Origin of the sequence: Moritella sp. Urea-trap-13 (assembly GCF_002836355.1) — a bacterium.
Taxonomy (GTDB): Bacteria; Pseudomonadota; Gammaproteobacteria; order Enterobacterales; family Moritellaceae; genus Moritella.
Genome location: NZ_PJCA01000031.1, coordinates 426,583 through 451,599, shown reverse-complemented (window position 1 = coordinate 451,599; position 25,017 = coordinate 426,583). Strand labels below are relative to the sequence as shown.

Annotated in this window: 19 protein-coding genes; 7 read left to right on the top strand and 12 right to left on the bottom strand. The window is 40.1% G+C overall.

The genetic code is table 11. The features are described 5' to 3' along the window. Window positions 1-3 precede the first annotated feature (3 nt). A complete protein-coding gene (locus CXF93_RS09965; RefSeq protein ID WP_232784168.1) occupies window positions 4-1,596 on the bottom strand; it encodes a ComEC/Rec2 family competence protein in 1,593 nt (530 codons plus the stop codon). Window positions 1,597-1,624: 28 nt separating this feature from the next. On the opposite strand from CXF93_RS09965, the gene CXF93_RS09960 reads away from it, so the two are divergent. After that, window positions 1,625-2,143 carry a DUF2062 domain-containing protein gene (locus tag CXF93_RS09960; protein ID WP_101062371.1) on the top strand — a complete coding sequence of 173 codons (519 nt, stop codon included), beginning with the start codon at window positions 1,625-1,627 and terminating at the stop codon, window positions 2,141-2,143. An 80-nt stretch (window positions 2,144-2,223) separates the two neighbouring features. On the opposite strand, the gene lolE is transcribed toward CXF93_RS09960, so the two are convergent. Genes lolE through CXF93_RS09945 form a run of 3 tightly spaced genes read right to left on the bottom strand, consistent with a single transcriptional unit; the run spans window position 2,224 to window position 5,409 of the window. Beyond that, on the bottom strand, window positions 2,224-3,471 hold the full coding sequence (gene lolE / locus CXF93_RS09955) for a lipoprotein-releasing ABC transporter permease subunit LolE (RefSeq protein ID WP_101062370.1): 1,248 nt from the start codon (window positions 3,469-3,471) through the stop codon (window positions 2,224-2,226). Further along, window positions 3,471-4,190, bottom strand: coding sequence for a lipoprotein-releasing ABC transporter ATP-binding protein LolD (gene lolD, locus CXF93_RS09950; protein ID WP_101062369.1), 720 nt, complete (start codon window positions 4,188-4,190; stop codon window positions 3,471-3,473). The genes lolE and lolD overlap by 1 nt, the downstream gene beginning before the upstream one ends. Further along, window positions 4,183-5,409: a lipoprotein-releasing ABC transporter permease subunit gene (locus CXF93_RS09945; RefSeq protein WP_101062368.1), complete on the bottom strand. Its 1,227-nt coding sequence runs from the start codon at window positions 5,407-5,409 to the stop codon at window positions 4,183-4,185. The genes lolD and CXF93_RS09945 overlap by 8 nt, the downstream gene beginning before the upstream one ends. 218 nt (window positions 5,410-5,627) lie before the next feature. On the opposite strand from CXF93_RS09945, the gene CXF93_RS09940 reads away from it, so the two are divergent. The 3 genes from CXF93_RS09940 to CXF93_RS09930 are packed head-to-tail and all read left to right on the top strand — an operon-like array spanning window position 5,628 to window position 11,132. Further along, window positions 5,628-6,218, top strand: coding sequence for a hypothetical protein (locus tag CXF93_RS09940; RefSeq protein ID WP_101062367.1), 591 nt, complete (start codon window positions 5,628-5,630; stop codon window positions 6,216-6,218). A 37-nt stretch (window positions 6,219-6,255) separates the two neighbouring features. Further along, the gene (mfd, locus tag CXF93_RS09935) at window positions 6,256-9,732 is read left to right on the top strand and encodes a transcription-repair coupling factor (RefSeq protein ID WP_101062366.1); all 3,477 of its coding nucleotides are present in this window, start codon (window positions 6,256-6,258) and stop codon (window positions 9,730-9,732) included. Beyond that, the gene (locus CXF93_RS09930) at window positions 9,729-11,132 is read left to right on the top strand and encodes a CsiV family protein (RefSeq protein ID WP_101062365.1); all 1,404 of its coding nucleotides are present in this window, start codon (window positions 9,729-9,731) and stop codon (window positions 11,130-11,132) included. Before mfd ends, CXF93_RS09930 begins: the two co-directional genes overlap by 4 nt. An 8-nt stretch (window positions 11,133-11,140) precedes the next feature. Here the strand turns inward: CXF93_RS09930 and CXF93_RS09925 are convergent, their stop codons facing one another. From CXF93_RS09925 to CXF93_RS22250, 6 genes are read right to left on the bottom strand one after another with little or no spacing between them, the layout of a single operon-like run. Then, on the bottom strand, window positions 11,141-12,997 hold the full coding sequence (locus tag CXF93_RS09925; RefSeq protein ID WP_101062364.1) for a sugar transferase: 1,857 nt from the start codon (window positions 12,995-12,997) through the stop codon (window positions 11,141-11,143). A gap of 2 nt (window positions 12,998-12,999) precedes the next feature. After that, window positions 13,000-14,061 carry a glycosyltransferase gene (locus CXF93_RS09920; protein ID WP_101062363.1) on the bottom strand — a complete coding sequence of 354 codons (1,062 nt, stop codon included), beginning with the start codon at window positions 14,059-14,061 and terminating at the stop codon, window positions 13,000-13,002. Window position 14,062: 1 nt separating this feature from the next. Further along, window positions 14,063-15,514: a GNVR domain-containing protein gene (locus CXF93_RS09915; RefSeq protein WP_101062362.1), complete on the bottom strand. Its 1,452-nt coding sequence runs from the start codon at window positions 15,512-15,514 to the stop codon at window positions 14,063-14,065. 2 nt (window positions 15,515-15,516) lie between these two features. Then, window positions 15,517-16,008 (bottom strand): hypothetical protein, encoded by a 492-nt coding sequence (locus CXF93_RS09910; protein WP_101062361.1) that lies wholly within the window; start codon window positions 16,006-16,008, stop codon window positions 15,517-15,519. Between the two features lie 30 nt (window positions 16,009-16,038). After that, window positions 16,039-17,256, bottom strand: coding sequence for a glycosyltransferase (locus CXF93_RS09905; RefSeq protein ID WP_101062360.1), 1,218 nt, complete (start codon window positions 17,254-17,256; stop codon window positions 16,039-16,041). Next, a complete protein-coding gene (locus CXF93_RS22250) occupies window positions 17,253-17,957 on the bottom strand; it encodes an acyltransferase (RefSeq protein ID WP_232784167.1) in 705 nt (234 codons plus the stop codon). Before CXF93_RS22250 ends, CXF93_RS09905 begins: the two co-directional genes overlap by 4 nt. 195 nt (window positions 17,958-18,152) lie before the next feature. Between CXF93_RS22250 and CXF93_RS09895 the strand changes: the two genes are divergently transcribed. After that, a complete protein-coding gene (locus tag CXF93_RS09895; protein ID WP_101062359.1) occupies window positions 18,153-19,103 on the top strand; it encodes a glycosyltransferase family A protein in 951 nt (316 codons plus the stop codon). Window positions 19,104-19,255: 152 nt separating this feature from the next. Here CXF93_RS09895 and CXF93_RS09890 read toward each other — a convergent pair whose 3' ends face one another. Together CXF93_RS09890 and fabV are read right to left on the bottom strand one after the other, a co-directional pair. Beyond that, a complete protein-coding gene (locus CXF93_RS09890; RefSeq protein WP_101062358.1) occupies window positions 19,256-20,017 on the bottom strand; it encodes a Nif3-like dinuclear metal center hexameric protein in 762 nt (253 codons plus the stop codon). A 183-nt stretch (window positions 20,018-20,200) separates the two neighbouring features. Beyond that, window positions 20,201-21,406: an enoyl-ACP reductase FabV gene (gene fabV / locus CXF93_RS09885; RefSeq protein WP_101063317.1), complete on the bottom strand. Its 1,206-nt coding sequence runs from the start codon at window positions 21,404-21,406 to the stop codon at window positions 20,201-20,203. A 216-nt stretch (window positions 21,407-21,622) separates the two neighbouring features. On the opposite strand from fabV, the gene CXF93_RS09880 reads away from it, so the two are divergent. Beyond that, on the top strand, window positions 21,623-22,279 hold the full coding sequence (locus CXF93_RS09880) for a pyrimidine 5'-nucleotidase (RefSeq protein WP_101062357.1): 657 nt from the start codon (window positions 21,623-21,625) through the stop codon (window positions 22,277-22,279). A 155-nt stretch (window positions 22,280-22,434) separates the two neighbouring features. Continuing rightward, entirely contained in the window at window positions 22,435-24,876 is a 2,442-nt protein-coding gene (locus CXF93_RS09875) for a YgiQ family radical SAM protein (RefSeq protein ID WP_101062356.1), read from the top strand. Window positions 24,877-25,017 lie beyond the last annotated feature (141 nt).

Here is a 25,017-nt window from a genome sequence, read left to right as displayed (position 1 = left end):
AATTTAATTTAAATAGTTATAACCAATGATAGGTAACAATAACAAGGATAATGAATGAAATGTTACTCGCATTGGTTTAAAAATAACACTACAAATTAATAGGATAAACAAAAGCAATAAACTATTGAGCAATACCCCATTAGACACACCGCCAAACGCGACCCACACTACATCATTCGCGGTTAACCTTATCCATATACCTTGAATGTTATTTAAAAGATAATTAACAACGCCAATCAGTATCCTACTAACGCTTGGTGCAATAACAAGTAAGACCACCGCCATTAATAATACCGGTAATACGAATACACTAAAAATAGGAATGAAAATCAAATTAACCAACACAGACAGTAAACTAAATCCGGAGAAGACGGTGACTTGAATCGGCAACATCAGTAATGTGAGAAGTATCTGACTATGACAAAGATAAGCTACTTTATTCATCGAAATTTGCACAGCAAGCTTAACCCGATAAAGTAAGTCCACAACCTCCCCTTGGCCACTTACAATAATAATATGATTGAGAGTCTGCTGAGATTGTTTGTGGTTAAGCCAAACAACAACAAATACCGCCGCCATCGCTGAAAAACTTAACCAAAAACTAATTGCAAAGACAGTTAAGGGGTCAAGTACTAAAGTAACCAACAACATACTTGAAAACAGTTGCAACAAGGTAACCTTGAAATACTGGATACGATATAAACAATGAAGGCTCAACAAAATAATCGCCCGTAACGCGGGTAAAGAAAAACCCGCAATCCATGCATAAAATATTGCAGCTACCAGACTGATCGACAAACAAATAGCGAGATTATAGGGGGTTTTAAATAATCTTAACAATCGCTGTATACAGAGATAACAAAACCCAAATATAAGACCAATATGCAAACCTGAGATCGCAACAAGATGACCAATACCTAAAAGTTTAAACTGCGTCCAGAGTGCTGTACTGATATAACTTCGGTCACCAAAAGTTAATGCATACAACATAGGGTTGGGATTAGCGGGCAATACAGACTTGAATACTTGATACAAGTCGCCGCGTAAACTAAACTGAGGTTCTATTATCTCGCCTTTTGTTATTATACCGGCATAGCGTATATGGCGAGATAATAACGACGACCGCTTAGTGTTACTTAATCGTACTTTAAACCGCCAAACTTGACCAATACCAACTTCCCCCGAATAATCATAGTCTGGATTAAACCACTTTAGTTCAAGTTTAGGTTCAAGAAAGGAAGGTAAAGTATTATTGATTTTAACCACCTTTACATCAAACGAAAGTCGATTTTTTGTATTTACTAATGTTATTATTTCGGCTGTTATGATATGGTCTTGTGCTACTTTAATTGATGGTTGTTGGTGTTGGGACCTAGAATTGTAAAATAACGTATTAGCTTCATTTATCACGTTGTTTTTATACAAAATAGACCCACTTAATACGACAAAAATAAGTACCAATATAGGTGGTACTTTAGCGTAAACAAGGATGAATGCAGCGACTGTCATTATTGTGATAAATTGAATGCGTTCTATATCTACAAAGAACATACCTATTAATATGGTAATTGAAAGAATTACGGCCTTTAAGGTCATTCATTACCCCTGACATTTGATTAGAATTATGCCTAAGAATTTAATTAAAAAATATCTCCCCGATCCTGAATCAATCAAACAACATAAACACCTTAAGATATTCGGTGACCTATTACACAACGCTAATCTTTGGCACTTAAATCGCCGCTCTGCAGCAGGTGCTTTTGCGGTCGGTCTTTTTATGGCTTTTGTACCCGTGCCCTTCCAAATGTTGTTAGCCGCCGGTTTTGCTATTTTATTTCGCGTTAACTTACCTTTGTCTGTCGCATTAGTGTGGTTATCGAACCCTGTGACCATGCCCCCCATGTTTTATGCCACTTATGTTTTAGGTGCATGGATATTACAAGTTCCCGTTCACCCGTTCACTTTTGAATTGACGATGGAATGGTTAATACAGGCGATATCCTTATATGGCCCGGCATTCTTACTCGGCTGCTTTGTATCTGGTACATTCTTTTCTATTGTTGGTTATTTTAGTATTCGCTGGCTGTGGCGTTGGAAAATAATTAGCGCTTGGAAGAAGCGTTCAGCATCACGCACAAAATAAGTATTAAAAATGAGAAGGCCACATCACTTAATCAGTGATGTGGCCTTTTTTTACCGACAGAATATAAGGAGGATCGTGTATTATTTATTACCTAGCTCACGTGCAGGTTGCACTGAACAGGCTTTATTAGCTGGATAAATTGTCGCTACCACACTCATTAGCATAGCAACACCACCAACCACCAACACATCATTCAATGCCAACTGTGATGGTAAGAAGTCAATGAAATAAATATCACCAGACAAGAATTCATGACCGATCAAACCTTCGATAAACTTGATAATCACCGTTAAATTCTCGGAGATTAAAATACCCAAGATAGTACCTGATACCACACCAAGAATACCGTTAATACCACCGTGAACAATGAAGATCAGTCGCAGTAACGCATTTGAAGCGCCCATTGTTTTCAGAATCGCAATATCAGCACGCTTATCATTTACAGCCATAACCAGCGTAGTCACAATGTTAAAACACGCTACGGCAATCACTAATATCAAAATCACGTACATCAAGCTTTTAACCATCTGAATATCTTGATATAAGAATCCTTGACTAGTCATCCAACTACGAATGTAGAGGTAATGATTTAACTGATTCCCCGCTTCACGCACAATGCGGTTAGCCGCAAAGATGTCAGTAACCTTAATACTCATGCCATCAGCTTTAAACGCTTTGTCTTGAATATCTTGAGCGGCGCTCAACGGGACATAAGCGAGATTGTTATCTAATTGACCGCTAAGATGGATAATGCCGGAGACCGTAAAGTTAAAACGACGTGGCGCTTTAAAGGATTGGCCCGATTGCTGCGATAATAATACCGTGACAGAATCACCAAGCTCTAGACTCAACGCTTTCGCAATACCACGACCAATAACAACTTGTCTGTTATTAATCGGATCATCCAGGCTATCCCAGCTCCCTTGGGCAACATAACGATATACTTCAGATACTTGTTTTTCAGCCTCACGGTCAACAGCACGAAGTTGTACCGCTTTTAATTCATTACCTTTTTGTAATAAGCCATTGAGCTTAATAAAAGGCGCGGCACCGACAACTTCGGGATGCGCGAGCAGTTTATCCTGGGTGCTTTGCCAATCATTAAAGGGTTTATTTACCCCTTCCAGCTCACCATTTGGCACAACCGCTAAGATACGATTTTTGAGCTCATATTCAAAACCGTTCATTGCTGATAAACCAATGATCAATACCATCACACCGAGTGCAATACCAACTGTTGATGACGCAGAGATAAACGCAATAAAACCATTACGGCGCTTTGACGAGGTATATCTCAATCCGATATAAGCTGCTAACGGACGAAACATTACACGTCCTCCATCACAGCACTTACCTGCACCGATGCATTATCATGAGTCAAGACACCATCAGCCATGTGCAAAGTACGACCTAATCGGTTTGCAAGCTGTTCGTCATGAGTAACAATGATAAAAGCAGTATCACAAGTTTCATTTAACTCTTTAATTAAATTGAAAATAGTATCAGCACTGCTTTGATCTAAGTTTCCTGTCGGTTCATCTGCTAAGACAATATTCGGCTCGTTAATTAACGCACGTGCAATCGCAACACGTTGACGTTCACCACCAGAAAGCTCACTGGGTTTATGTTCAACACGATGCGATAAGCCGACGCGTTCTAACATAGCCAAGGCTTTTTGCTTCGCTAACGTCACCTTCATACCGCCAATTAATAACGGCATACAGACATTTTCTAACGCTGTAAATTCATTAAGCAGGTGATGAAATTGATACACAAAGCCCATATTCTGGTTGCGCATCGACGCTTGTTGTTTCTCTGACATGTTGTGAATATCGACACCGTTAAGATATACAGAACCAGACGTTGGCGTATCCAATGCCCCCATCAAATGCAACAAGGTACTCTTGCCTGAACCTGAACGGCCAACAATCGCAATCAGTTCGCCTTTTTCAACCGTCAATGACACTTGCTTTAATACATGAGTATCAAGATTACCTTCTTGGTAAATTTTTTCGAGATTATTGCAAACTAATAAAGAATTATTCATAACGTAATGCCTCGGCAGGTTTTATGTTTGCCGCTCTAAATGCAGGATAAAGTGTTGCGAGTAGACTTAATGCAATCGCACCGAAAATAATTGATGCGATCTGCGACCAATCAAATAAAACAGGTAATAGTCGTGCACCGCCAGATGCTTGCGCTAACAAGTTGAGGCCAATAAGCGACATAAACTCATTGAGGTTCGCGGCTAAAGCAATGCCCGCAAGACCACCAGCCATTGCACCCAATACACCTGTCCAAGCACCTTGGATAATAAAGATTTGTACTATGGTGGGTCTATTCATACCCAAAGTTTTCATGATAGCAACGTCCGTTTCTTTCTCTGTCACTAACATGACTAACGATGACAATATATTAAACACAGCGACGGTGATGATTAAGAACAATAATAAGCCGATCATGTTCTTTTCCATTTTTACCGCTTGGAATAATTCGCCCCGGGCAGTTTGCCAATCCAACGAATCAAAGTTACTGAAGAAATCTCGGCTGGCTAATTCATTCACTGAAAAAGGGTCGTGGACAAACACACGATGCTGCATCGGACTCGTCGGTGACAAACGCACCAACCTACCGGCATCGGTAATATTCACTAATACCTGAGTGGCTTCGACATCAGAACCGACAGAATAAATCCCAACCACGGTAAATTTACGTTGACTCGGTACACGTCCCATCGGGGTAAAAACACTACCTTTAGTAGAGATAAGTCTTATTTTATCGCCGAGTTTAGCATCCAATGATTTGGCCATGCTGCGGCCAATAATGATGTTGTACTTACCAGGTTGTAACAATGAGATATCACCAATAAGCATATTCTGGCGAATAACGTCCCATTGTGGATAAGAGGTAGGGTCGATTCCCTGTAGCTGCGCGCCTTGGATTTGGCTTTTGCTTTGCACCATGGCATCAGCTTGTAAAAAAGGCGTGACTGCCGCGACTAAAGGATCGTTTACCAATGCAGCTAAACTGTCATCGACATTGCCCGCGCCTACTTTAGGCGTCACGATGACGTGTGGAACAGCGCCAAGAATACGAACTTTTAAATCTTGCTCAAAACCATTCATTACCGATAACACAGTGATCAAGGCTAACACACCTATGGTGATACCAGCGGTCGAAAATAAGGTAATAAATGATACGAATCGGTTGTTGCGCTTCGAGCGAGTATAGCGCAACCCGATGAATAAACTCAGAGGGTAATACATAAATATAATTAAGAAGACCTTGCTAAAAACTGCTATTCATTCTAGAGACATGACTACTAATGAGCAAGTAAAATCATACCTTCAGATAAACTTGTGACCGATTAGTTATTCTGGTTTAAAACAGCGCCTTAAAAGCGCATAGCAATAAACTAATCAAGATAAATATAAATTAATATGCCACAATGACTGGTTAGCAATCTAGAAAAGGATGACAGCAAATGACGCAACAATATTTTTCTATTAAACACAGTTTATCTGTCAATATTGAACCGGTTTCGATTGATAAAGTCCCAACATCTCGATTAGCGTTGGAAAACGAAATGCCTACGCCCTTTAAAATGGCCAATGACGTTGCCGAAATCGATAGCAATGCGCTGCGATCCATCCGCAATATTGGTGAACAAGCTGATGCACTTGCTGATTTTCTACAGATGCAAAATAATAAAATCAACTTGATCATGGGTTATGTATTAGCGCAACAAGATCACCCTGAATCACGCTTTAACACCACAGTGTTTGGTGCTGGCGAAGTTAAATTTTTAGCCCATGGCGATTTAGCATTAGAACAAGCGGTACGCATTAAGATATTCTTACCCAATGATGCGTCTGCTGTTTACTGCTATGGCATCATCTCTTCGCGAGAAGTACTAGAAACTGATGATACTCTGATTGAGTACACAGCGTCGTATACACGCATCCGTGATATTGACCGCGAAATATTGATACGTGCTACATTACGTATTCAGCAGTTACAGCTTAAGCAACGCGCCGAGCAACGCCAGCAACTCGATCTGCAAGATGATCAATAACAAAATCCTCAACAATTACGATTAGATCACTTAACCTATGAAATCAAAAGCTATTCTTTCTTTACCGTTACCAAAAAAACAAGGCGACAAGATCGCCTATGGTAACCTTGTTGGCAGCAGCCTGGCATTCACGCTTGCAGAGCTGTGCACCCAAACCAGCTCCCCTATTCTTGTGGTTGTTGCAGACACTCCAAGTGCATTGAAACTCGAACAAGAAGTACGTCACTTTTTAGCCGATGACAAACCGCTAATTACGTTTCCTGATTGGGAAACACTGCCGTATGATAATTTCTCGCCACATCAAGATATTATCTCGCAACGTATTCATGCCCTACACCGCTTTCAGCAAACCACCAGTGGGCTGATTATTGTATCGGTAAATACCTTGATGCAGCGTATCGCTCCGGTTAGTTTTTTAGACCAGCACAGCTTAATTGTCAAAACTGGTGATAAGATTGATATGCATGCGATGCGCCAGCGCTTAGAAAACAGCGGTTATAATGCCGTTGACCAAGTATTAGAACACGGTGAATTTTCCGCCCGTGGCTCTATTCTTGACCTTTACCCGATGGGCAGTACCTCGCCGTTTCGCATCGACTTCTTTGATGATGAAGTGGAAGAGATCCGTGGTTTTAATACCGAGACCCAGCGCTCGGAAGAAACCCTTGAAGCGATTAACTTACTTCCCGCTCATGAATTCCCAACTGATGCTAAAGCCATTGAGCTATTCCGCCAGCAGTTTAGAGCATTGTTTACACCATCGCGTGAAGCGGAGTCGGTTTATCAGCAAGTCAGTAAAGGTTTCTTACCAACAGGTATTGAGTATTATCATCCATTATTCTTAACTGAAACGGCTACCTTATTTGATTATTTACCTAAGCAGCTAACCATCGCTCAAGTTGGTGAATTACATCAAGCATCAGAAGTATTCTTCCAAGATGTTGAAACACGCTACGAAGACCGTCGCCATGATATTCAACGTCCATTACTCGCGCCAAGTACACTTTACTTACCCGTTGCAGAATTATTCCGAGCACTTGGCCATTACAGTAAAGTCAGCTTAAGTAATACACTACTGAGTGAAAAATCTGGTAATACCAACCTGGGTTTTAGTAAATTACCAGAGATATCAGTTAATCATCAGAAGAAAGCCCCACTTGCCCCACTGCTTGAATTTATAGAAGGGTTTGACGGTAAAGTCATCTTTAGCGTTGAATCTGAAGGTCGTCGTGAAACATTATTGGAGTTACTTGAAAAAACCAAGTTAAAGCCAAAAGCGATCACCAGTATCGCCAAGTTCTTGAAAGCCAAACCTGTGATTGGTATTTGGGTTAGTCAGTGTGAAAACAGCTTTATTATTGATGAACTCAATGTCGCTATCATTTGTGAAAATGAATTACTTGGCCACAAAATCATCCAGCGTCGTCGCACCGACAAGAAAGTGCAAGCGAACAATGATGCATTAGTCAGAAACCTGACGGAGCTAAGCATAGGCCAACCTGTTGTGCATATCGAGCATGGTGTAGGCCGTTATCTGGGACTACAGATCATTACCAATGCCGGTATGGAAACTGAATTCTTAACCCTAGAATACGCCAATACAGCAAAACTTTACGTGCCAGTGTCAGCCTTACATCTTATCAGTCGTTATAGCGGTGCCGGTGAAGCATCAGCGCCGTTACATAAACTCGGTAGTGATAGCTGGGAGAAATCCAAAAGTAAAGCAATGGAGCGTGTTCGTGACGTTGCTGCAGAATTATTGGATATCTACGCACAGCGCGCCGCTAAAAGTGGTTTCCAATATAAATGCGATAAAGAATCGTACGCGGCCTTTGCTGATGGCTTTCCGTTTGAAGAAACGGACGATCAAAAAACCGCAATTCAAGATGTCATGGATGATATGCGCCAAGACAAAACCATGGACCGTCTGGTTTGTGGTGACGTAGGCTTTGGTAAAACAGAAGTTGCAATGCGTGCTGCATTCATGTCGATAATGAATGACAAACAAGTTGCCGTACTTGTGCCAACAACCTTACTTGCACAACAGCATTTTGAGAATTTCAAAGACCGTTTTGCTAACTGGCCAGTGCGTATTGAAGTTATTTCACGTTTTAAAACAGCTAAAGAACAGAAACTTATTCTAGAAGATGTTAAAAACGGTAAGGTTGATTTGCTGATTGGCACACATAAATTACTCAGTAATAAAATTGAGTTTTCTGACCTAGGATTACTGATCATTGATGAAGAGCATCGATTTGGTGTCCGTCAAAAAGAAAAAGTAAAAGCGCTGCGTGCTGACATTGATATATTAACGCTAACAGCAACACCAATCCCAAGAACGCTAAACATGGCGATGAATGGCATGCGTGATTTATCTATCATCGCCACACCACCCGCTAAGCGTTTAGCTGTTAAAACATTCGTACGCCAATATGATGACAACGTTGTAAAAGAAGCGATCATGCGTGAAATCATGCGTGGCGGCCAAGTTTACTTCTTACATAACAATGTAGATTCAATCGATAAAACGGTGGAAGCACTGGCGTTACAGATACCGGAAGCACGTATTGTTGCTGCGCACGGTCAAATGGCAGAGCGTGAATTAGAATCGGTCATGGCTGACTTTTATCATCAGCGCTTTAATGTATTAGTCTGCACCACCATTATTGAAACCGGTATCGACATTCCAAGTGCCAATACCATCATCATGGATCGCGCAGATAACCTGGGTTTAGCACAGTTACACCAATTGCGTGGTCGTGTCGGTCGTTCGCATCACCAAGCTTATGCTTATCTATTAACGCCGCATCCAAAACGTATCACCAGTGATGCTAAAAAGCGTCTTGAAGCGATAGCCTCGTTAGAAGATTTAGGTGCTGGTTTCACATTAGCCACACACGATCTTGAGATCCGTGGTGCCGGTGAGTTGTTAGGTGATGAACAAAGTGGTCAAATTAGCTCGATTGGGTTCTCGCTGTACATGGACATGCTCGACCAAGCAGTGAAAAGCATTAAAAACGGTAAGTCAGTATCACTTGAAGAAGCACTGAAAAACCAAACAGAAATTGAGTTGCGTGTACCAGCACTCATACCTGATGATTACATTCATGACGTTAATATTCGCTTATCATTGTATAAACGCATCGCCAGTTGTCAAAGTGAAGATCAGCTACGTGAGGTGCAAGTAGAGCTGATTGATCGTTTTGGTTTATTGCCTGATAACGCTAAAAATTTGATCCGTCAAACCGAGTTAAAGCTGAAAGCAGCGCCTTTAGGTATTAAACGACTTGAAATAGGCCCCGCTGGTGGCTATATTAGCTTTGGTGATGATAATCAGGTTGATGTAGGTTATCTTATCCGTCTTATCCAGCAACAACCTCGTGTTTATAGCATGGATGGACCATCAAAATTGAAGTTTGCAATCAAATCACCGGATGCAAAAGATCGCATTACACTAGTTGAAGCCATGTTAGTAGAATTTGCAAAAAATAAGATTGCAGGAGTTAAACGTTGAAAAAGTCGTTAATCAGTTTATTAGTAGGTTTATCCCTTGGTAGTTCATTTGCAGTTAATGCTGCAGATGAAGAACGTTGGTTTGAAGTTGAAGTTATTCTATTCGAACGGAATATCGATCCAGCTAAAGTGATAGAACATTGGGATCAATCTTCGTATCCAACTTATTCAAAACAGAATAAGGATCCGATGGCGTTATTTATCAATGATGATAATTTAATCACCTCGCATGGCAGTAATGACAACAATGAGCGAGGGTTAGCGAACGAAAGTAATGTCATTACTGGTGGTCAGCAGCCAACACTTATCGACGATAGTCAAACCTTACCTGTGTTTGGTAGTGATCGAGATGAATCTTTGGTACAAGATACTAATACCAATGTAGACATTATCAAAGCAACAAATGTTGTTATTGATGGTGCTAATTTAAAAGAGGATGCCAAAGATCCAACGCTACAAATTGTACCAGCAAGTGAATTGCAACTAACAGAACAATTTAATGCACTGAATAATCACGCCAATTATAATGTTGTCTTACACTCAGCATGGCGCATGCAACCACAAGATCGTAACGCAGCAATACCGATACGCTTATTTGCAGGTCAGAATTATCAACAACAGTATAAGCAAAATGGTGATGCGATTGTTCGTACACTAACACCTGCTGTATCTCCAATCATCGCAGCCGATACATCGCCAGAGTTAGCGGTCTCGGTTAGCAGTACTGTCGGTGAATCAAATATCATTGATTTGGATAACACAACAACCATAGATGATGGCGTGAGTGTACAAAAAACCAATACTCAAGCTGGTAATACGCTAGCAGGTTCAGTAGCTGTAACGCCTCCAGTACCAGCAACACCAGTGTGGAAGATTGATGGTGAGCTGACCATTTATTTGGAGCATTATCTTTATGCAAAAACAGATCTGTTTGTGCGTAAAGAAGGCACTAGAAGCATTACTGCTGAGGACATAATTGCAAGTGAGTCACAACCATCAGACCTAGCACCGAATGTTGAAAATATTGACCTATTAGAATTATTAGGGATTCATTTAGAACCGAAAGCAACTGGACATACCGAACTAACGCTCAATAATGCTAACGTTAACGTCGACCCAGCAAGTGAAGACTTTGAAATTGAAAATATCGCGGCAGCCAAAACTGAAGGTGACAATGCACTAACAGATGAAAATGGCAATCCGCTTACGGTTGAAGAAACTAATATTGTCGAACCTCAAGATAAAACGATACCTGTCTTAAATAGTTATCCGATGCAGCAACTTCGTGTTATTCGCAGTGGTGAAATTCATTATCTTGATCACCCGATGTTTGGCATGCTCATTCAAATACGCAAATATGAGCCGCCAATGTTAGAAGAAACGATAGAAACAGCGCAGTAAATACCCCATTAATTACCTTTAAACGTCACCATCGTTAAAAAAGTTCTTAATATGATCATCACATCTGCTTTGAGCCAGCGAGAAAAGCTCGTTAGGCTTAAAGCATATGAATGATCCCAGTACAGTTTATTCTGAACATCTTCTAGGCACGTATCTGCACCCTGCGATATTTGCGCTAACCCGGTGATACCCGGTCTAACACCATGCGTACGCTCTAAATAATAAGGTATTTTCTCTTCTAATTTGCCACAAAATACTGGTCGTTCAGGTCTTGGTCCTACAATCGCCATATCGCCTAGTAATACATTGATCAATTGCGGTAATTCATCAATTCTGGTTTTACGTAAGAAACGTCCTACCGATGTCACTCTGGTATCTTGTTTTTGTGCCCACACAGGTCCCGATTTAGATTCAGATTCAACACCCATGGTTCTAAACTTAATTAGCATAAACACTTCAACATATTCGTTTTTAATTTCACCCACTCGTAGCTGACGATAAAACACGGGTCCTTTAGAGTTTAATTTAATGGCCAGTGCAATCAGAGGAACAAATGGGGTAATAATAATGAGTGCTACAATCGAAATAAGGACATCGCTGAAACGCTTCGGAATGACAACACTTTTTTTCTGAAAATTAGATGTTGCTTGTTGATCTGAACTAATTTTAATCCAGGTGCCACGGTCTAAACCGAAAATGTAGCGGATACCACCATAAAAGCTAGCCATATACCCTACCGCAATATAATACAGTGATGCCCAAGGCTGTTTAACAGGCGCGGCATCAAACAATAAGCCTAGGGCTGAACCACCATACAAACAACATTGCCCTAGCCACAAAAACCAAGCTGTGTTGGCAACAACCATAGAATGACTATTAGTTAAAAAGAAAGTGCATACAAATAAAGCTAATAAATTGAATGGCATTAATGTACGCAAAAATTTACCACTGAAAAAATTAAAACCAGTCAAGCCGTTTTTCGATGAAAACAAACCGCGTAACCTCAGCACTTGCTGGACATTACCAGCACCAATACGCGTTCTGCGAGAAAAGTCATTGGTGGTATTTGTCGCTTCCATCTCGACAATCGAAATCCGTTCATCCATAACAGCCCGATAACCACGGCTCACTAGCAACATTGGAAAAACAAAATCGTCATTAATAGTATCAACCGGTATTTCTTCAAATAAGGATGCTTTGATCGCATATAAAGCACCTGGAGGGCCAATAATAGAACCCGTTATACTTTCTGCTTTACGAATATTACGTTGATAGTTCCAGTAATGTGCTTCACCTTTAGAACCATGCTCATAGAGCTGATAATCACCAGTGACAACGCCGACCCCTTCTTCGGCCATGCGATGGGCAAAGATTTGCATGGCATCAATCGAAATTAAGGCACTCACATCACTTAAGACTAAAATGTCCGATGCAGACTTATGCCGCATCAGTAATTTGTTAATCACATGAACCTTACCGTGATTATCTTCAGCAACATCTAGTTCAAGCGTTATGTTGTTTAATTGGAATTGGTCTACATATTGTCTTGCAAGGTCAACTGAATTATCGGTACAACCATCAAAACCAAGCACCACTTTAAGCTTATCTGCGGGATAATCGAGCATGAGTAAGTTGCTGAGTTTATCGCCTAAATGTTTAGCTTCGTTGTAAACAGGCATGACTATGGTGATTTTAGGCAGATCACAATCAACATCATTAGAGACATAATTACGAGATTCAAATGTATCAACCTTGTTATCTGTCTGTGTGTTTTTAGCATAATACTGCAAAAATTTAGGATACACCCAGTGATGATAAATGAACAAGTTAACCGATACGACAGAGCCAAACAGAAGCCAATCCATAGCTACTCCTTAATTAGTTGGTTATAAGCTTTAATCATCATTTTTATATCAAAGTTTTTAGTAATAAAATCACGCGGATAATACGCACTACTACGTTTCATCTGCGCTTGAATCGCAACGTGAAATTCATTAACGGTATTTAGTTTGATTAAATGCCCAGTTTGCTTACATACACCTTCATGTACTGCACCAACATCACTACAGAGGACTGGTACGTTGCAAGATTGCGCTTCTAAAATTGACAGAGGTAGCCCTTCATTAGACGAGGTTAATACAAATAAATCTAACTTATGATAAAATCCAACCATATCATCCGTATAGCCAATAAATTTAACTTTAGTTGATAGGTCTAATTCCTGCACTAAATTAGCCAAATTTTGCTTTTCAGGACCATCGCCAGCGATAGACAACTCCACGTTAGGAATATCTGCAATCGCTTTAATCAAAATATCTAATGATTTTTCCATGACTAATCTTGCCGCGCAACCTATCTTAAATACCCTTGTATTGTACTTGTATCGCTGATGACTTAAGCTCGGTGAAAATTTTTCAGTATCGATACCATTTAAGATGGTAACAGGGTCAACACCTTGACCAAGTACTCGGGACAATTGCATTCCAACAGTATCGGCATCAGCGACTAAAGTAATATGATTCAAGCGCAGCATTAGCTTTGTCATCTGTAATTGTTTATTATCGAGCAAATGCCATGCATCATGCTCTGTATGAATGTGCTGTATATTTGTTAATCTTAACGTTGCCATGACCCCATAAAGTAACGGCCCGATATGATGTGTATGTATAATTTCTGTATCCAATGTCGTTAAAACTTTACGTAACTGCTTAATCGTAGAAAGTTTAAACCCCGGTTGTTTATCCAAAAAAATCAACCGTTCTTGATAAGATTTTAGCACTGGCCATTGTGTCAAACAAACTGATTTCTCGCCTTCTAAAGCAACGATGTACACTTCGATATCGACTACTTGCAAGCGCATAATATCAAGTACTAATTTCTCGATACCACCCGGTTTTAGATGCTGAATTATTTCAACCATGATCTTCATTTTAGCTGTCCTTTTCATAATCAATGGAAGGTAATCGAGCCAGAATATTCATATCTCCAAACACACTGACTTTACTGATGTGCCACAGGGTATCGTCTAATAATTCAGCCGCCACCGTCAAACCGATACCACAGCCAATACCAGCAAACAGGCCAACAAGGATATATACCAATAAAGATGGATTGGTGGGATAACCAGGTGTGAAAGGCCTATCGATAACTTTGATTTTTTCAGGTTCTTCATGTCGACCTAACTCACCCGTCACTTTAGCCATTTCATGGCGGTTTAGCAGATCGTGATACAACTTAGTATTCACGCTCAAATCACGCTCTAGCGCACTAAGTTCTTTAGCAACATCAGCCTCCATGGCAACGTTCGAGGTTAAACGCTTAGATTGCTGCTGTAACATTGCAATTTCATTTTCCAATTGAATAACGTGTGATTGTGCTGCTTGCAGATTTTCTAACTGGGACAATAGTAGCGATGGGGTTTTGCCCTCACCATCACCATTATCAGCAACAGAAGCCAGATTCCATAATTGGTTTAACTGTGCCTCAGTTAATTCAACATTCTTACTCAGTAATCTACTTTGTTCGTTTTTTAGATTATTTAGCTGTAATTCTGCGGATTGCACTTTAGAGTGGCTGCGGGTATAACTGGCTTTTAATAATGACAGCTTTGCTTCTATTGATACTATTTGCTCTTCGACAATACCGATAACGGGATTAGTTTGCGCTAATTTTTTTTTCAAACTATTTAACTGGCCGTAGGCGCCTGAAAGTTCAATATCTTTGTTTCTAATATCACTATAAATAGAAAATAATGTCTGGTTGTTCTGAATAAATAACTCAGGTAAAACACCAATATGTTGACGACGGAAGGCGGCCATTTTTTCTTCTGAGAGCACTAATTTATCACGTCTTAACGCTAGTTGAGCAAGGAGAAACTGCTCAGATGAAATGATTGAAGCCCGACTTGGTGCCATTAAACTATCAATGAACAATTGACTAACAGAATTTAGAACTGACTTCATTTGACTTGGATCATCCCAATTCAACGTTATAATAACCAAGTCCGTACCAGATAAGGTTAATGTAATCGCAGCTGACAGTTTTTCAACAATCAAATCCCTTGCGCGATAATCACTGTTTTTATCTATGAGTGCATTTTGTTCTGCGACGGTAAATAGAATATGCCGGCTATGCACCAATACTCGTAACGCGACCATGCGGTCTTCAAGATTAAAAGACACTGATAAATCTTCTAAAAATGGATTAAGCAGTGAACTTTCCTGAACCAAAATAGAGGTATGTGAGGCATATCGTTTCGGTGTCACAATGCTAACAATTAACGCAATAGAAATACCCAATAGAACAGAGATCCCGAGGTAATAACGTCGGCGCCATATTATTTCGATAAACCTATAAATATTGCCCCAAATAATGGTACCCATATTTACAACCTAGCACTTTCAAGTACATCGATTGCTTTTTTTGTCGTTAACGCTCTATTTTCAGGTAACTTCTCTTCAATCAACACTGAGTCAAGGTCTAACAATGGATCAAAGTTAACCTGAATCACTTGTTGGTTTTTAGTCAACGCTTGCACTATGGATTGCACACGTTGATGACCAATAGATAATGCGGTGTAATCATTATCTGCTTTGGCTTTACCATAGCTAATGATCGCGCCATGCCGCCAGTCATACAGATAAAGCAAACGGTTACGTTGACCTTTGGTCAGTGCCACTTGCTTGTATTCAAATGCAAAGTTTAATTTTCTAGGTTCCACGACTGGTTTATCCGCCGAGTCGATTGGTGTAATTGCTGTCATCCCAGCCATTTGTAGCGACATATCAGCGGGAGCAGTTGCACACCCGTACAACAACAAAAACGGCATTAACAACAGTTGTACTCGGATACGTTTATAATGCTTAAGTCCGTTCATAACATTCTCCCTACGCACTTATTATTGATGCTACATGTTGCTTTTAATTGTCAATTTTTCGGCTAATCGTGCGGCCAGTAGCGTGGTAACAAGCTCACAACGAGCTTGCCAAGTTGCAGTTTTAACCATTTTTCGAGAGCGACTCTTTAGTTGCTCTAACGCCTGACTTGGCAATACCAGCGTTAGATTTAATTGGGCTAACATCTGATATTTATCATCAGCAACATAGATGCAATTTGTAAACGCTGTAACGGCAGGATAACGGGTACTTAAAATAGGATGTCCGATGGCGAGGTACTCTCTCAATTTTAATGGATTACATGCACGTATTTGCTCATTATCAACAAATGGAATAAGTGATACTTGCCAGTTAGCTGCGTATTGAATCAACTGCTCGTGGGGCATATCAGACAAATGAATAATGTTGTTATATTCAAAAATTACACAATCCGCAATCTCAATTTTACCGATAAATAAAAACGTTACATCAGGTCTAGATTGCGCAAGAAACGTGATTAACTCAAAATCGAGCCAACTGGTGATACTGCCATAATAACCAACGACCAAATCTGCATCAGGGTAATTACTAGGACGTTCAAAATTGCTGGAGAAGTGCTTTAAATCGACACCATGGGGGAGTAAATAGGTTTTCTCTTGTGGGAATTGACTCGCAATTATTTCACTTGCCGCAAAGATAACGTCAGCATGTTTAACGAGAGCCATTTCTTCAACACTCACTTGCTTATGATCAACACCATTTAATGCACTAAAATCATCTCCGGCATAATAGACTACCAAATCTTCTTCTAATGAACTAATAACGCAGCGACCCGTCGGCAATGATAACCATAATATTCTTGGTGCTTTGGTTCCGATCTCTTCGTCTTTAGTCTTATGCTTATGCTTAGCAAGTAATGCGCGCGTTTGATAGGTCAGTAACAAGCGATTAATCACATATGCAATATGACTGCCAGGCCAAGGAATTGCGACTGGAGCAAGAATACCCAAAGGTTGGGCGTCCGTCAGCAACTGAGTATCGTGCTGATTAAAATCATTACCTTTGGCATTATTTAGCTGTTTCAACTTCTCAAGAATACGTTTACCATCATGCAACCTTGGGCGTCTAAGTCCAATTGAGTTAACCCAGTAGACTTGATGTTGCGTTGCCATACACTTCATCAAGTGTTGTGTGCTACTTGGGTGACGCCCCCAATCTTCACCAAATACAATCCATTGCCAATTTATCATAATGATTTTATTACCTTAGCTGGAATACCGCCAGCAAGTACACCCGCAGGTAAATCATTAGTTACGATACTACCAGCGGCAACGATTGTGCCTTCACCGATAGTCACACCAGCCATAACACTCACGCCCGTGGCCAGCCACACATCGCGTTTGAGTATAATGTCACCGACTTGTGATTCATGATCTGCTAACCCAGCAGCACGTTCTTGAGGATCAATCGGATGACCAGGGTAACCAGCTAGAAAAACACGTCCAGATAACCTTACGTTATCTTCAATAATAATATTGCCTCCAACGGCGATATTATTCTGCCAGCTAATATCCACATTATTGCCAATTACTAAGCGCGATGGGTTACCATTCATACTTCGACCACTTAAGGTTGATATACCTGACACACGGCAGTTATCACCTAACTCAATGGTTAAATGACCAAGTACCAAGGGCATACCCGAATACAAATACAATTGACTGGATTTCGTCAGTAGTCGACTTTTAAATAATGGCGTCCAATAGGTAATTCTTAGGACATTAGCGAAGAACAGGGATATGAAGAGGTGAACTCTTAACATAAAAGGATGTAGAACAGGGATAACAGGGATCGAAAAGTGCATAACTCCTCGAATATAACGATGACAGGTTTTAGCGAGCTTACTGTCGTCATGCTTTAACCACAACTTTAATGAACCAAGCATATCCATATAATTACATTCCCTGCCATTGGTTAATCATCTAGCAAGAATAGACTATATAAAAACAATGGGTTAAATAAGATTAAAAAATGATAAGGATTAAAAATCATTAAATTTTGTAACATCTCTGCCGATATTAGTTAAATCTACTAAGCTCATTATTAATGCAAAGGATTTGTCATTTATAGATAAGTTGGGGCGAAGATGAAACCAATCGTGAGCGTCATAATTCCAAGTAAAAACTGCCTTTCCACCCTACCTCGCGCAATTGAGAGTGTTTGGCAGCAAGGTATTAACAAGATTGAAATCGTGATTGTTGATGATGGTTCAACGGATAAAAGCTGGGAATGGATATGCCAACTTTGTCGTAAACACAATAATATAATAGCCTTAAAATTAGACTCTGAAGGCAGCTCGACTGCTCGTAATCATGCAGCCCGAATTGCTAGCGGTACATATATTGCATTTCTAGATGCTGACACATTTTGGTATCAACATAAGTTACAACAACAAATAATGTTTATGGAAAAAAATCCACAAGTGGGAATTAGCTTTACTAATTGTGAGCTAATGAATGATAAAAGTGAAGTAACTCATGACCGTTTTACCAGTAGTGATTATTTCAAACAACAGACACTTCAGCATAACCAAGATGCATTTGTTATCCCTAAAGGTGCTGCCGCTATTTTCTCGGAGAATGTAATTGGTACATCTACCGTGCTTGTGAGACGAGATTTATATTTGGCACTCGATGGCTTTGATCATAATATAAAATTAGTATCAGATTGGGATCTGTGGCTAAAATTTGCATTACACACTGGTATTGGCTGTATTAAAAAACCATTAACCGCTAGCGTATGCAAAAAGATGCTGATGAGTAATCAAATAAAGCAATTAAAAGCCATGGAACAAATAATCAAACGCTATGAGAACAAGATAAAAACAATTGATCCTTACGCTGTGCATTCAGCTCATGCACACTTATCGGCGTCATATGCCAAATATTATCGCCAGAAACTATGTCCCGCCCAAGCGTTAGCTTGTGACTTCAGAGCATTGTGCGAACAACCTACACAACGTCATTTTTGCAATATATTAACCGACTTGAAACTCAGTATTCACATGACTAAAGACGATAACACCATGAATAGCTAGTTTAATAATGACAACACTGGCTTACTCATAAAGCTCTATCCCATTGCCATCACTATTAATAGAAATAATCAGTAATGACTTTATAAGTAAGCATTCATTTCAAACTGTCATCAAACTACTGCTGAGCATCATCAAACTAATGTTGAGTGTTGTTAAACTGGATTATCAATATCAATAAAGGTAACGTCTAGGCCCTTCTCTTGTGCTAACCATTCTCCTAATGCTTTAACACCATAGCGCTCTGTTGCATGATGACCAGCAGCAAAAAAACTCATACCGGCCTCACGAGCTAAATGGATTGTTTGTTCAGACGCTTCGCCACTAATAAAAGCATCAATACCCTGCTCTATCGCTAGTTCTATATAGCTTTGACCGCCACCAGTACACCAAGCTACAGATTTAATCGGCTTACCAGCATCAACGACGAGAGGCGCACGCTTGAGTTGAGTTTCAATACGTTGCGTAAGTTCTGCAGTTGAGATCTCGTCTTCAAACTTGCCCACCAAAGCAACACTGGCTTTATCCCATGGTTCTAGACCGCGGCGTACGGTAATGCCCAGTAATTTAGCTAACTCGACGTTATTACCTAATTCCGGATGAATGTCTAACGGCAAATGGTAAGCATATAAGTTGATATCATTTTTAATCAAGGTCTTAATGCGATTGTATTTAATACCGGTAATTGCTGGTGATTCATTTTTCCAGAAATAACCATGATGGACTAAAATTGCATCGGCTTGTTGTGCTACAGCAGCATCGATTAATGCTTGAGAAGCTGTGACACCCGTGATCACTTTTGTCACAGTGTCTTTACCCTGAACTTGCATACCGTTAACAGTGAAGTCACGTACGCGATGGGGTTGCATAAACTCAGTTAAGATGTTTTCTAGTTTTTTATTGTTAAGAGAGGCCATGCCCACTCCTCATATTGGTTGAATGCAGAAGATAAGGCTATAGATATACGGGAAGTTAAACAATGAAGCAAATATAAAAAAACCGCACCTATTGAATTAGATCAAAAATCTAATAACAGGCACGGTTTATACAAGTAAAGTTCAATTAATCGCTACAATCTATAACGACAATTAATCGCTAAGTTAAACTAGCGTAATTGGCTCAAAATCAACAATTGGATTAACATCAGCATCATAATCAACGCCTTCAATACCAAAGCCGAATAAAGCTAAGAACTCATCTTTGTAGTACTGATAATCTGTTGTTTCAAACAGGTTATCATCAGTCACTTCTTTCCATAACTTCACGCATGTAGCTTGAATGTCATCACGCAGTTCCCAGTCATCTAAGCGTAGACGATTTTTTTCGTCAACGATAGCGCTGCTTACACCTTGCGGATAAAGTGAACCACGGAATAAACGTGAAATTTGCTCTAAGCAACCCTCATGTAAACCATGTTCTTTCATCACGCGGAATGCAATGGCGATATATAGTGGCATCACTGGAATTGCAGCACTTGCTTGTGTTACAACACTTTTAAGTACAGCAACGTTAGCGCTGCCGCCTGTCGCTTTAAGATCTGCATCAATAGCGTGAGCAGCACGATCAAGATCTTGCTTCGCTTTACCTAATGAACCATCCCAATAGATAGGCCATGTAATTTCAGTACCGATATAACTATAGGCAACTGTTTTACAACCGTCCGCTAATACACCAGCATCAGCTAGTGCAGACATCCATAATTCCCAGTCTTCACCACCCATAACAGTGATAGTATCTTGAGTCTCTTGCTCTGTAGCCGCTTCAACACTTGCTTCAAATAAAGTGTTTTTATTGGTATCAACAGCTTTAGCCGTATATGTTTCACCAATTGGTTTTAAGCAAGAACGAACAACTTCACCTGTGCTTGGTAATTTACGTACTGGCGATGCCAACGAGTAAACAACTAGATCAATTTGACCTAAATCTTCTTTAATTAGGTTGATTGCAGTTTGCTTTGCTTGATCAGAAAAAGCATCGCCATTAATGCTCTTTGCATATAGACCTTCTTCTGCAGCATATTTTTCAAATGCAGCACTGTTATACCAACCAGCTGTACCCGGCTTTCTTTCTGTTGCCGGCTTTTCGAAAAATACACCAATCGTTGAAGCGCCACCACCGAATGCAGCAGTAATACGCGACGAAAGTCCGTAACCACTTGATGAGCCAACTACAAGAACACGTTTCGGTGCATTTTCAATTGCGCCTTGTTCTTTATTATACTGTATCTGTTCTTTAACATTAAAATCACAACCAGTAGGATGAGTAGTGGTACAGATGAAACCACGAGTTTTTGGTTTAATAATCATATTATCTTCACAATGTTGAGACACAGTAGACAGGATAAAAGTTTCTGGAAAATTAAGCACCTATTTTTTGCCATTTTTCATCTGGTTGGAGTTCTAACCACAAAAACTAGCTGGTATTTGAACAAAAAAACAAGGTGCAATATCTACTAACTAAGAGGACTATGCATGATTGTGCTTTTACACTACTATGCAGCATGATAAATAGAGAAGAGTCCTATGCAAAAAATTAATCAAGCTGAAACCTACCTATTCGATTTAGATGATACCCTTTACAATCCTTCGTTAGGCATACTAAAGCAAGTTGAATCGCGGATGCACCATTTTATTGCTAACGCCCTTTCTCTCCCATTACCAGAAGCAACGTTATTATCTAACCAATATTACAAGCAATATGGCGGCACAGTTAAAGGCTTAGTGAAGCACCACGATATTAGCCGCGATGATTTTATTCATTATTGTCACGATGTTGATATGGCGGCATTAAAAATACAGCCAAATATAATCAGTCAGATAGACCAATTATCCGGTCGTAAAATAATTTATACCAATTCACCAAAACATTACGCCACAAAGATTTTGACTAAATTAGCTTTAATAGATAGTTTTGATGCTATTTTTTCATTAGAAGATGCGAATTATGAGTTAAAACCACACAACGCTAGCTACCAACAACTTTGTGATACTCACGCGATTAATAGCCATAAAACAGTCTTCTTTGATGATCAATTGCGTAATCTAAAACCAGCTAAAGCCCTTGGTATGACTACGGTCTGGCTATCTGGTTCAGAACAAGTGGTGACGAACCTGGACTATAAAGCAGATTACGAAGCGAATAATTTAGACCAATTTTTCAACTTGTTACAAACAAGCTAAATATTTATTGCCACTTTTAATCGCAAAACAGCTTGTAAGTGGCTATAATCCGCCCTCAGTAACGACTGGCGTTCTCATTTTTGTATTTATCCCAGTCGTGAAAATAGCCTTCGCAATTAACTTTGCGCACTAAAATTAATACCCAAGAGTACTTTATGCAAACTGCCAAAGATCTTTTTTCATATCCAAAATTTCAGAATCGGGTGACAGAACCCGCACCATTTTTGCCAATGACACGCGCAGAGATGGACAAACTCGGTTGGGATAGCTGCGACGTTATTGTTGTTACAGGTGACGCGTATGTCGATCATCCAAGTTTTGGTATGGCTATTATTGGCAGAACCTTAGAAGCACAAGGTTTCCGCGTTGGTATCATTTCTCAACCAGATTGGGAAAGTGTAGAACCGTTTAAAGAGTTGGGTCGTCCAAACCTATTTTTTGGTGTTACGTCAGGTAACATGGACTCGATGATCAACCGTTATACATCAGACCTTAAATTACGTCACGATGATGCTTATACACCGGGTGATATTGGCGGTAAACGTCCTGATCGCGCCGTGTTAGTGTATACCCAACGTTGCAAGCAAGCATTTAAAGAAGTACCTGTTGTAATTGGTGGTATTGAAGCCAGTCTACGTCGTATTGCTCATTATGATTACTGGTCAGACAAAGTACGTGGCTCAGTACTACCCGATTCAAAAGCTGACATGCTTATTTATGGTAATGCCGAACGTCCGTTAATCCAAGTTGCACACCGTCTTGCTAACGGCGAATCAATTAAAGATATTCAAGATGTACGTGGTACAGGCGTGATGCTAAAAGAACCACTGCCGACTTGGAAAGGTATTGATTCACGTACATTAGACACTCCGGGCAAAATTGAACCAATTATCAGTCCATATACTGAAATTGACGAAACTTGTGCAAAACAAGATAATGACGACGTCATCGATAACTCGGATGCTGATGTAGCAAAACCAATCGTGATGCAAGCGCCTAAGCAAATGCCATGGCATGAAACTTATATTCGCCTACCAGACATGGAAACGGTGAAGAAAGATAAAATGTTATACGCGCATACTTCACGTGTATTTCATCAAGAAACCAACCCTATTTCATCACGTGCACTGATTCAAAAACACGGCGCACGGGAAGTATGGTTAAACCCACCAGCAACACCACTTGCTGAAGGTGAAATGGATGGCGTATTCGATTTAGAATATGCACGTGTTCCACACCCAAGTTATGGCGACCAAAAAATCCCAGCTTATGACATGATCAAAACATCGATTAACATTATGCGTGGTTGTTTTGGTGGTTGTTCTTTCTGCTCAATTACCGAACATGAAGGTCGCGTTATTCAAAGCCGCTCTCAAGATTCTATCGTTAAAGAAATGGAAGCGATTCGCGATAAAGTACCTGGATTTACCGGTGTCATTTCCGATCTTGGTGGCCCTACGGCTAACATGTACAAATTAGGCTGTATGAGTGCTAAAGCAGAAGCGACTTGTCGCCGCCTGTCTTGTATTTTCCCGTCAATTTGTGCACACATGGATACCGACCATACGCCAACAATTGACCTATATCGCCGTGCACGTAAAGTACCAGGCATTAAGAAGATCTTAATTGCATCAGGCGTACGTTATGATTTAGCGATTGAAGATCCGCGTTATGTGAAAGAGCTAGTAGAACATCACGTCGGTGGTTATTTGAAGATTGCGCCAGAGCATACTGAAAAATCGCCACTAGATATCATGATGAAGCCAGGCATGAGCACCTACGATAAGTTTAAAGAGATGTTTGATCGTTTCTCTGCTGAAGCAGGCAAGAAACAATATCTTATCCCTTACTTTATCTCTGCGCATCCGGGTACCAATGATGCAGACATGTTGACGTTAGCATTGTGGCTAAAACAAAATAAATTTAAGCTTGACCAAGTACAGAATTTTTATCCATCACCACTTGCTAATGCAACAGCCGTGTATCATACAGAGCTAAACTCATTGCATAAAGTACGTGAGACAGATGAAAAAGTAGTCGTACCAAAAGGTGCGCGTCAACGTCGCCTGCATAAAGCACTATTACGCTATCATGATCCAGCTAACTGGCCAATCATTCGCGAATACCTGCTTAAAACGGGTAATCGTAATTTGATTGGGCGTAGTCCACGTCACCTTGTGCCGCCAGAAAGCTTGGCAGAAAAACAAGCACAACTAAGTAATGCGAAACCGCATCTTGGTAAAGGTGGTGCTAATAGTAAGAATAAGCCAAACACCAGTAATAAAGGGGTTAAGCTACAACGTGCAGAACCAGGCACTAAGCAATTTACTAAAGCGTTAACAAAACATACCGGTCTTGCACCACAAGAAGGTGTCGGTATTAACGAAAACGGTAATAAAGCGGGTAATAAACCAAACCGTAAGAAACCTACTGTAGGTGGAAGTTCTACTAACAACACGGGTGCGAATAAAAATGCCAATGGTAGTACTAAAGGTGGTGGTTTTAAAAAACCATCAGCAAGTAGTCCAGGCGGTGCGAACAAGTCTGCAAATAATAGCGGTCAAGGCCAACAGGCTAAGCGCAGTAACAAACGCTAAGCATTAAGAAATTAATGTAACACCGAAGTATGAAACGGTTAAAGGGTAAAATGTGTATGCATTTTACCCTTTTTTTTATTCAAAAAAGTCGTTCTATTTTTCTTTCTATGAACCTTTGGTTTAATGCATCAATATAGTCAT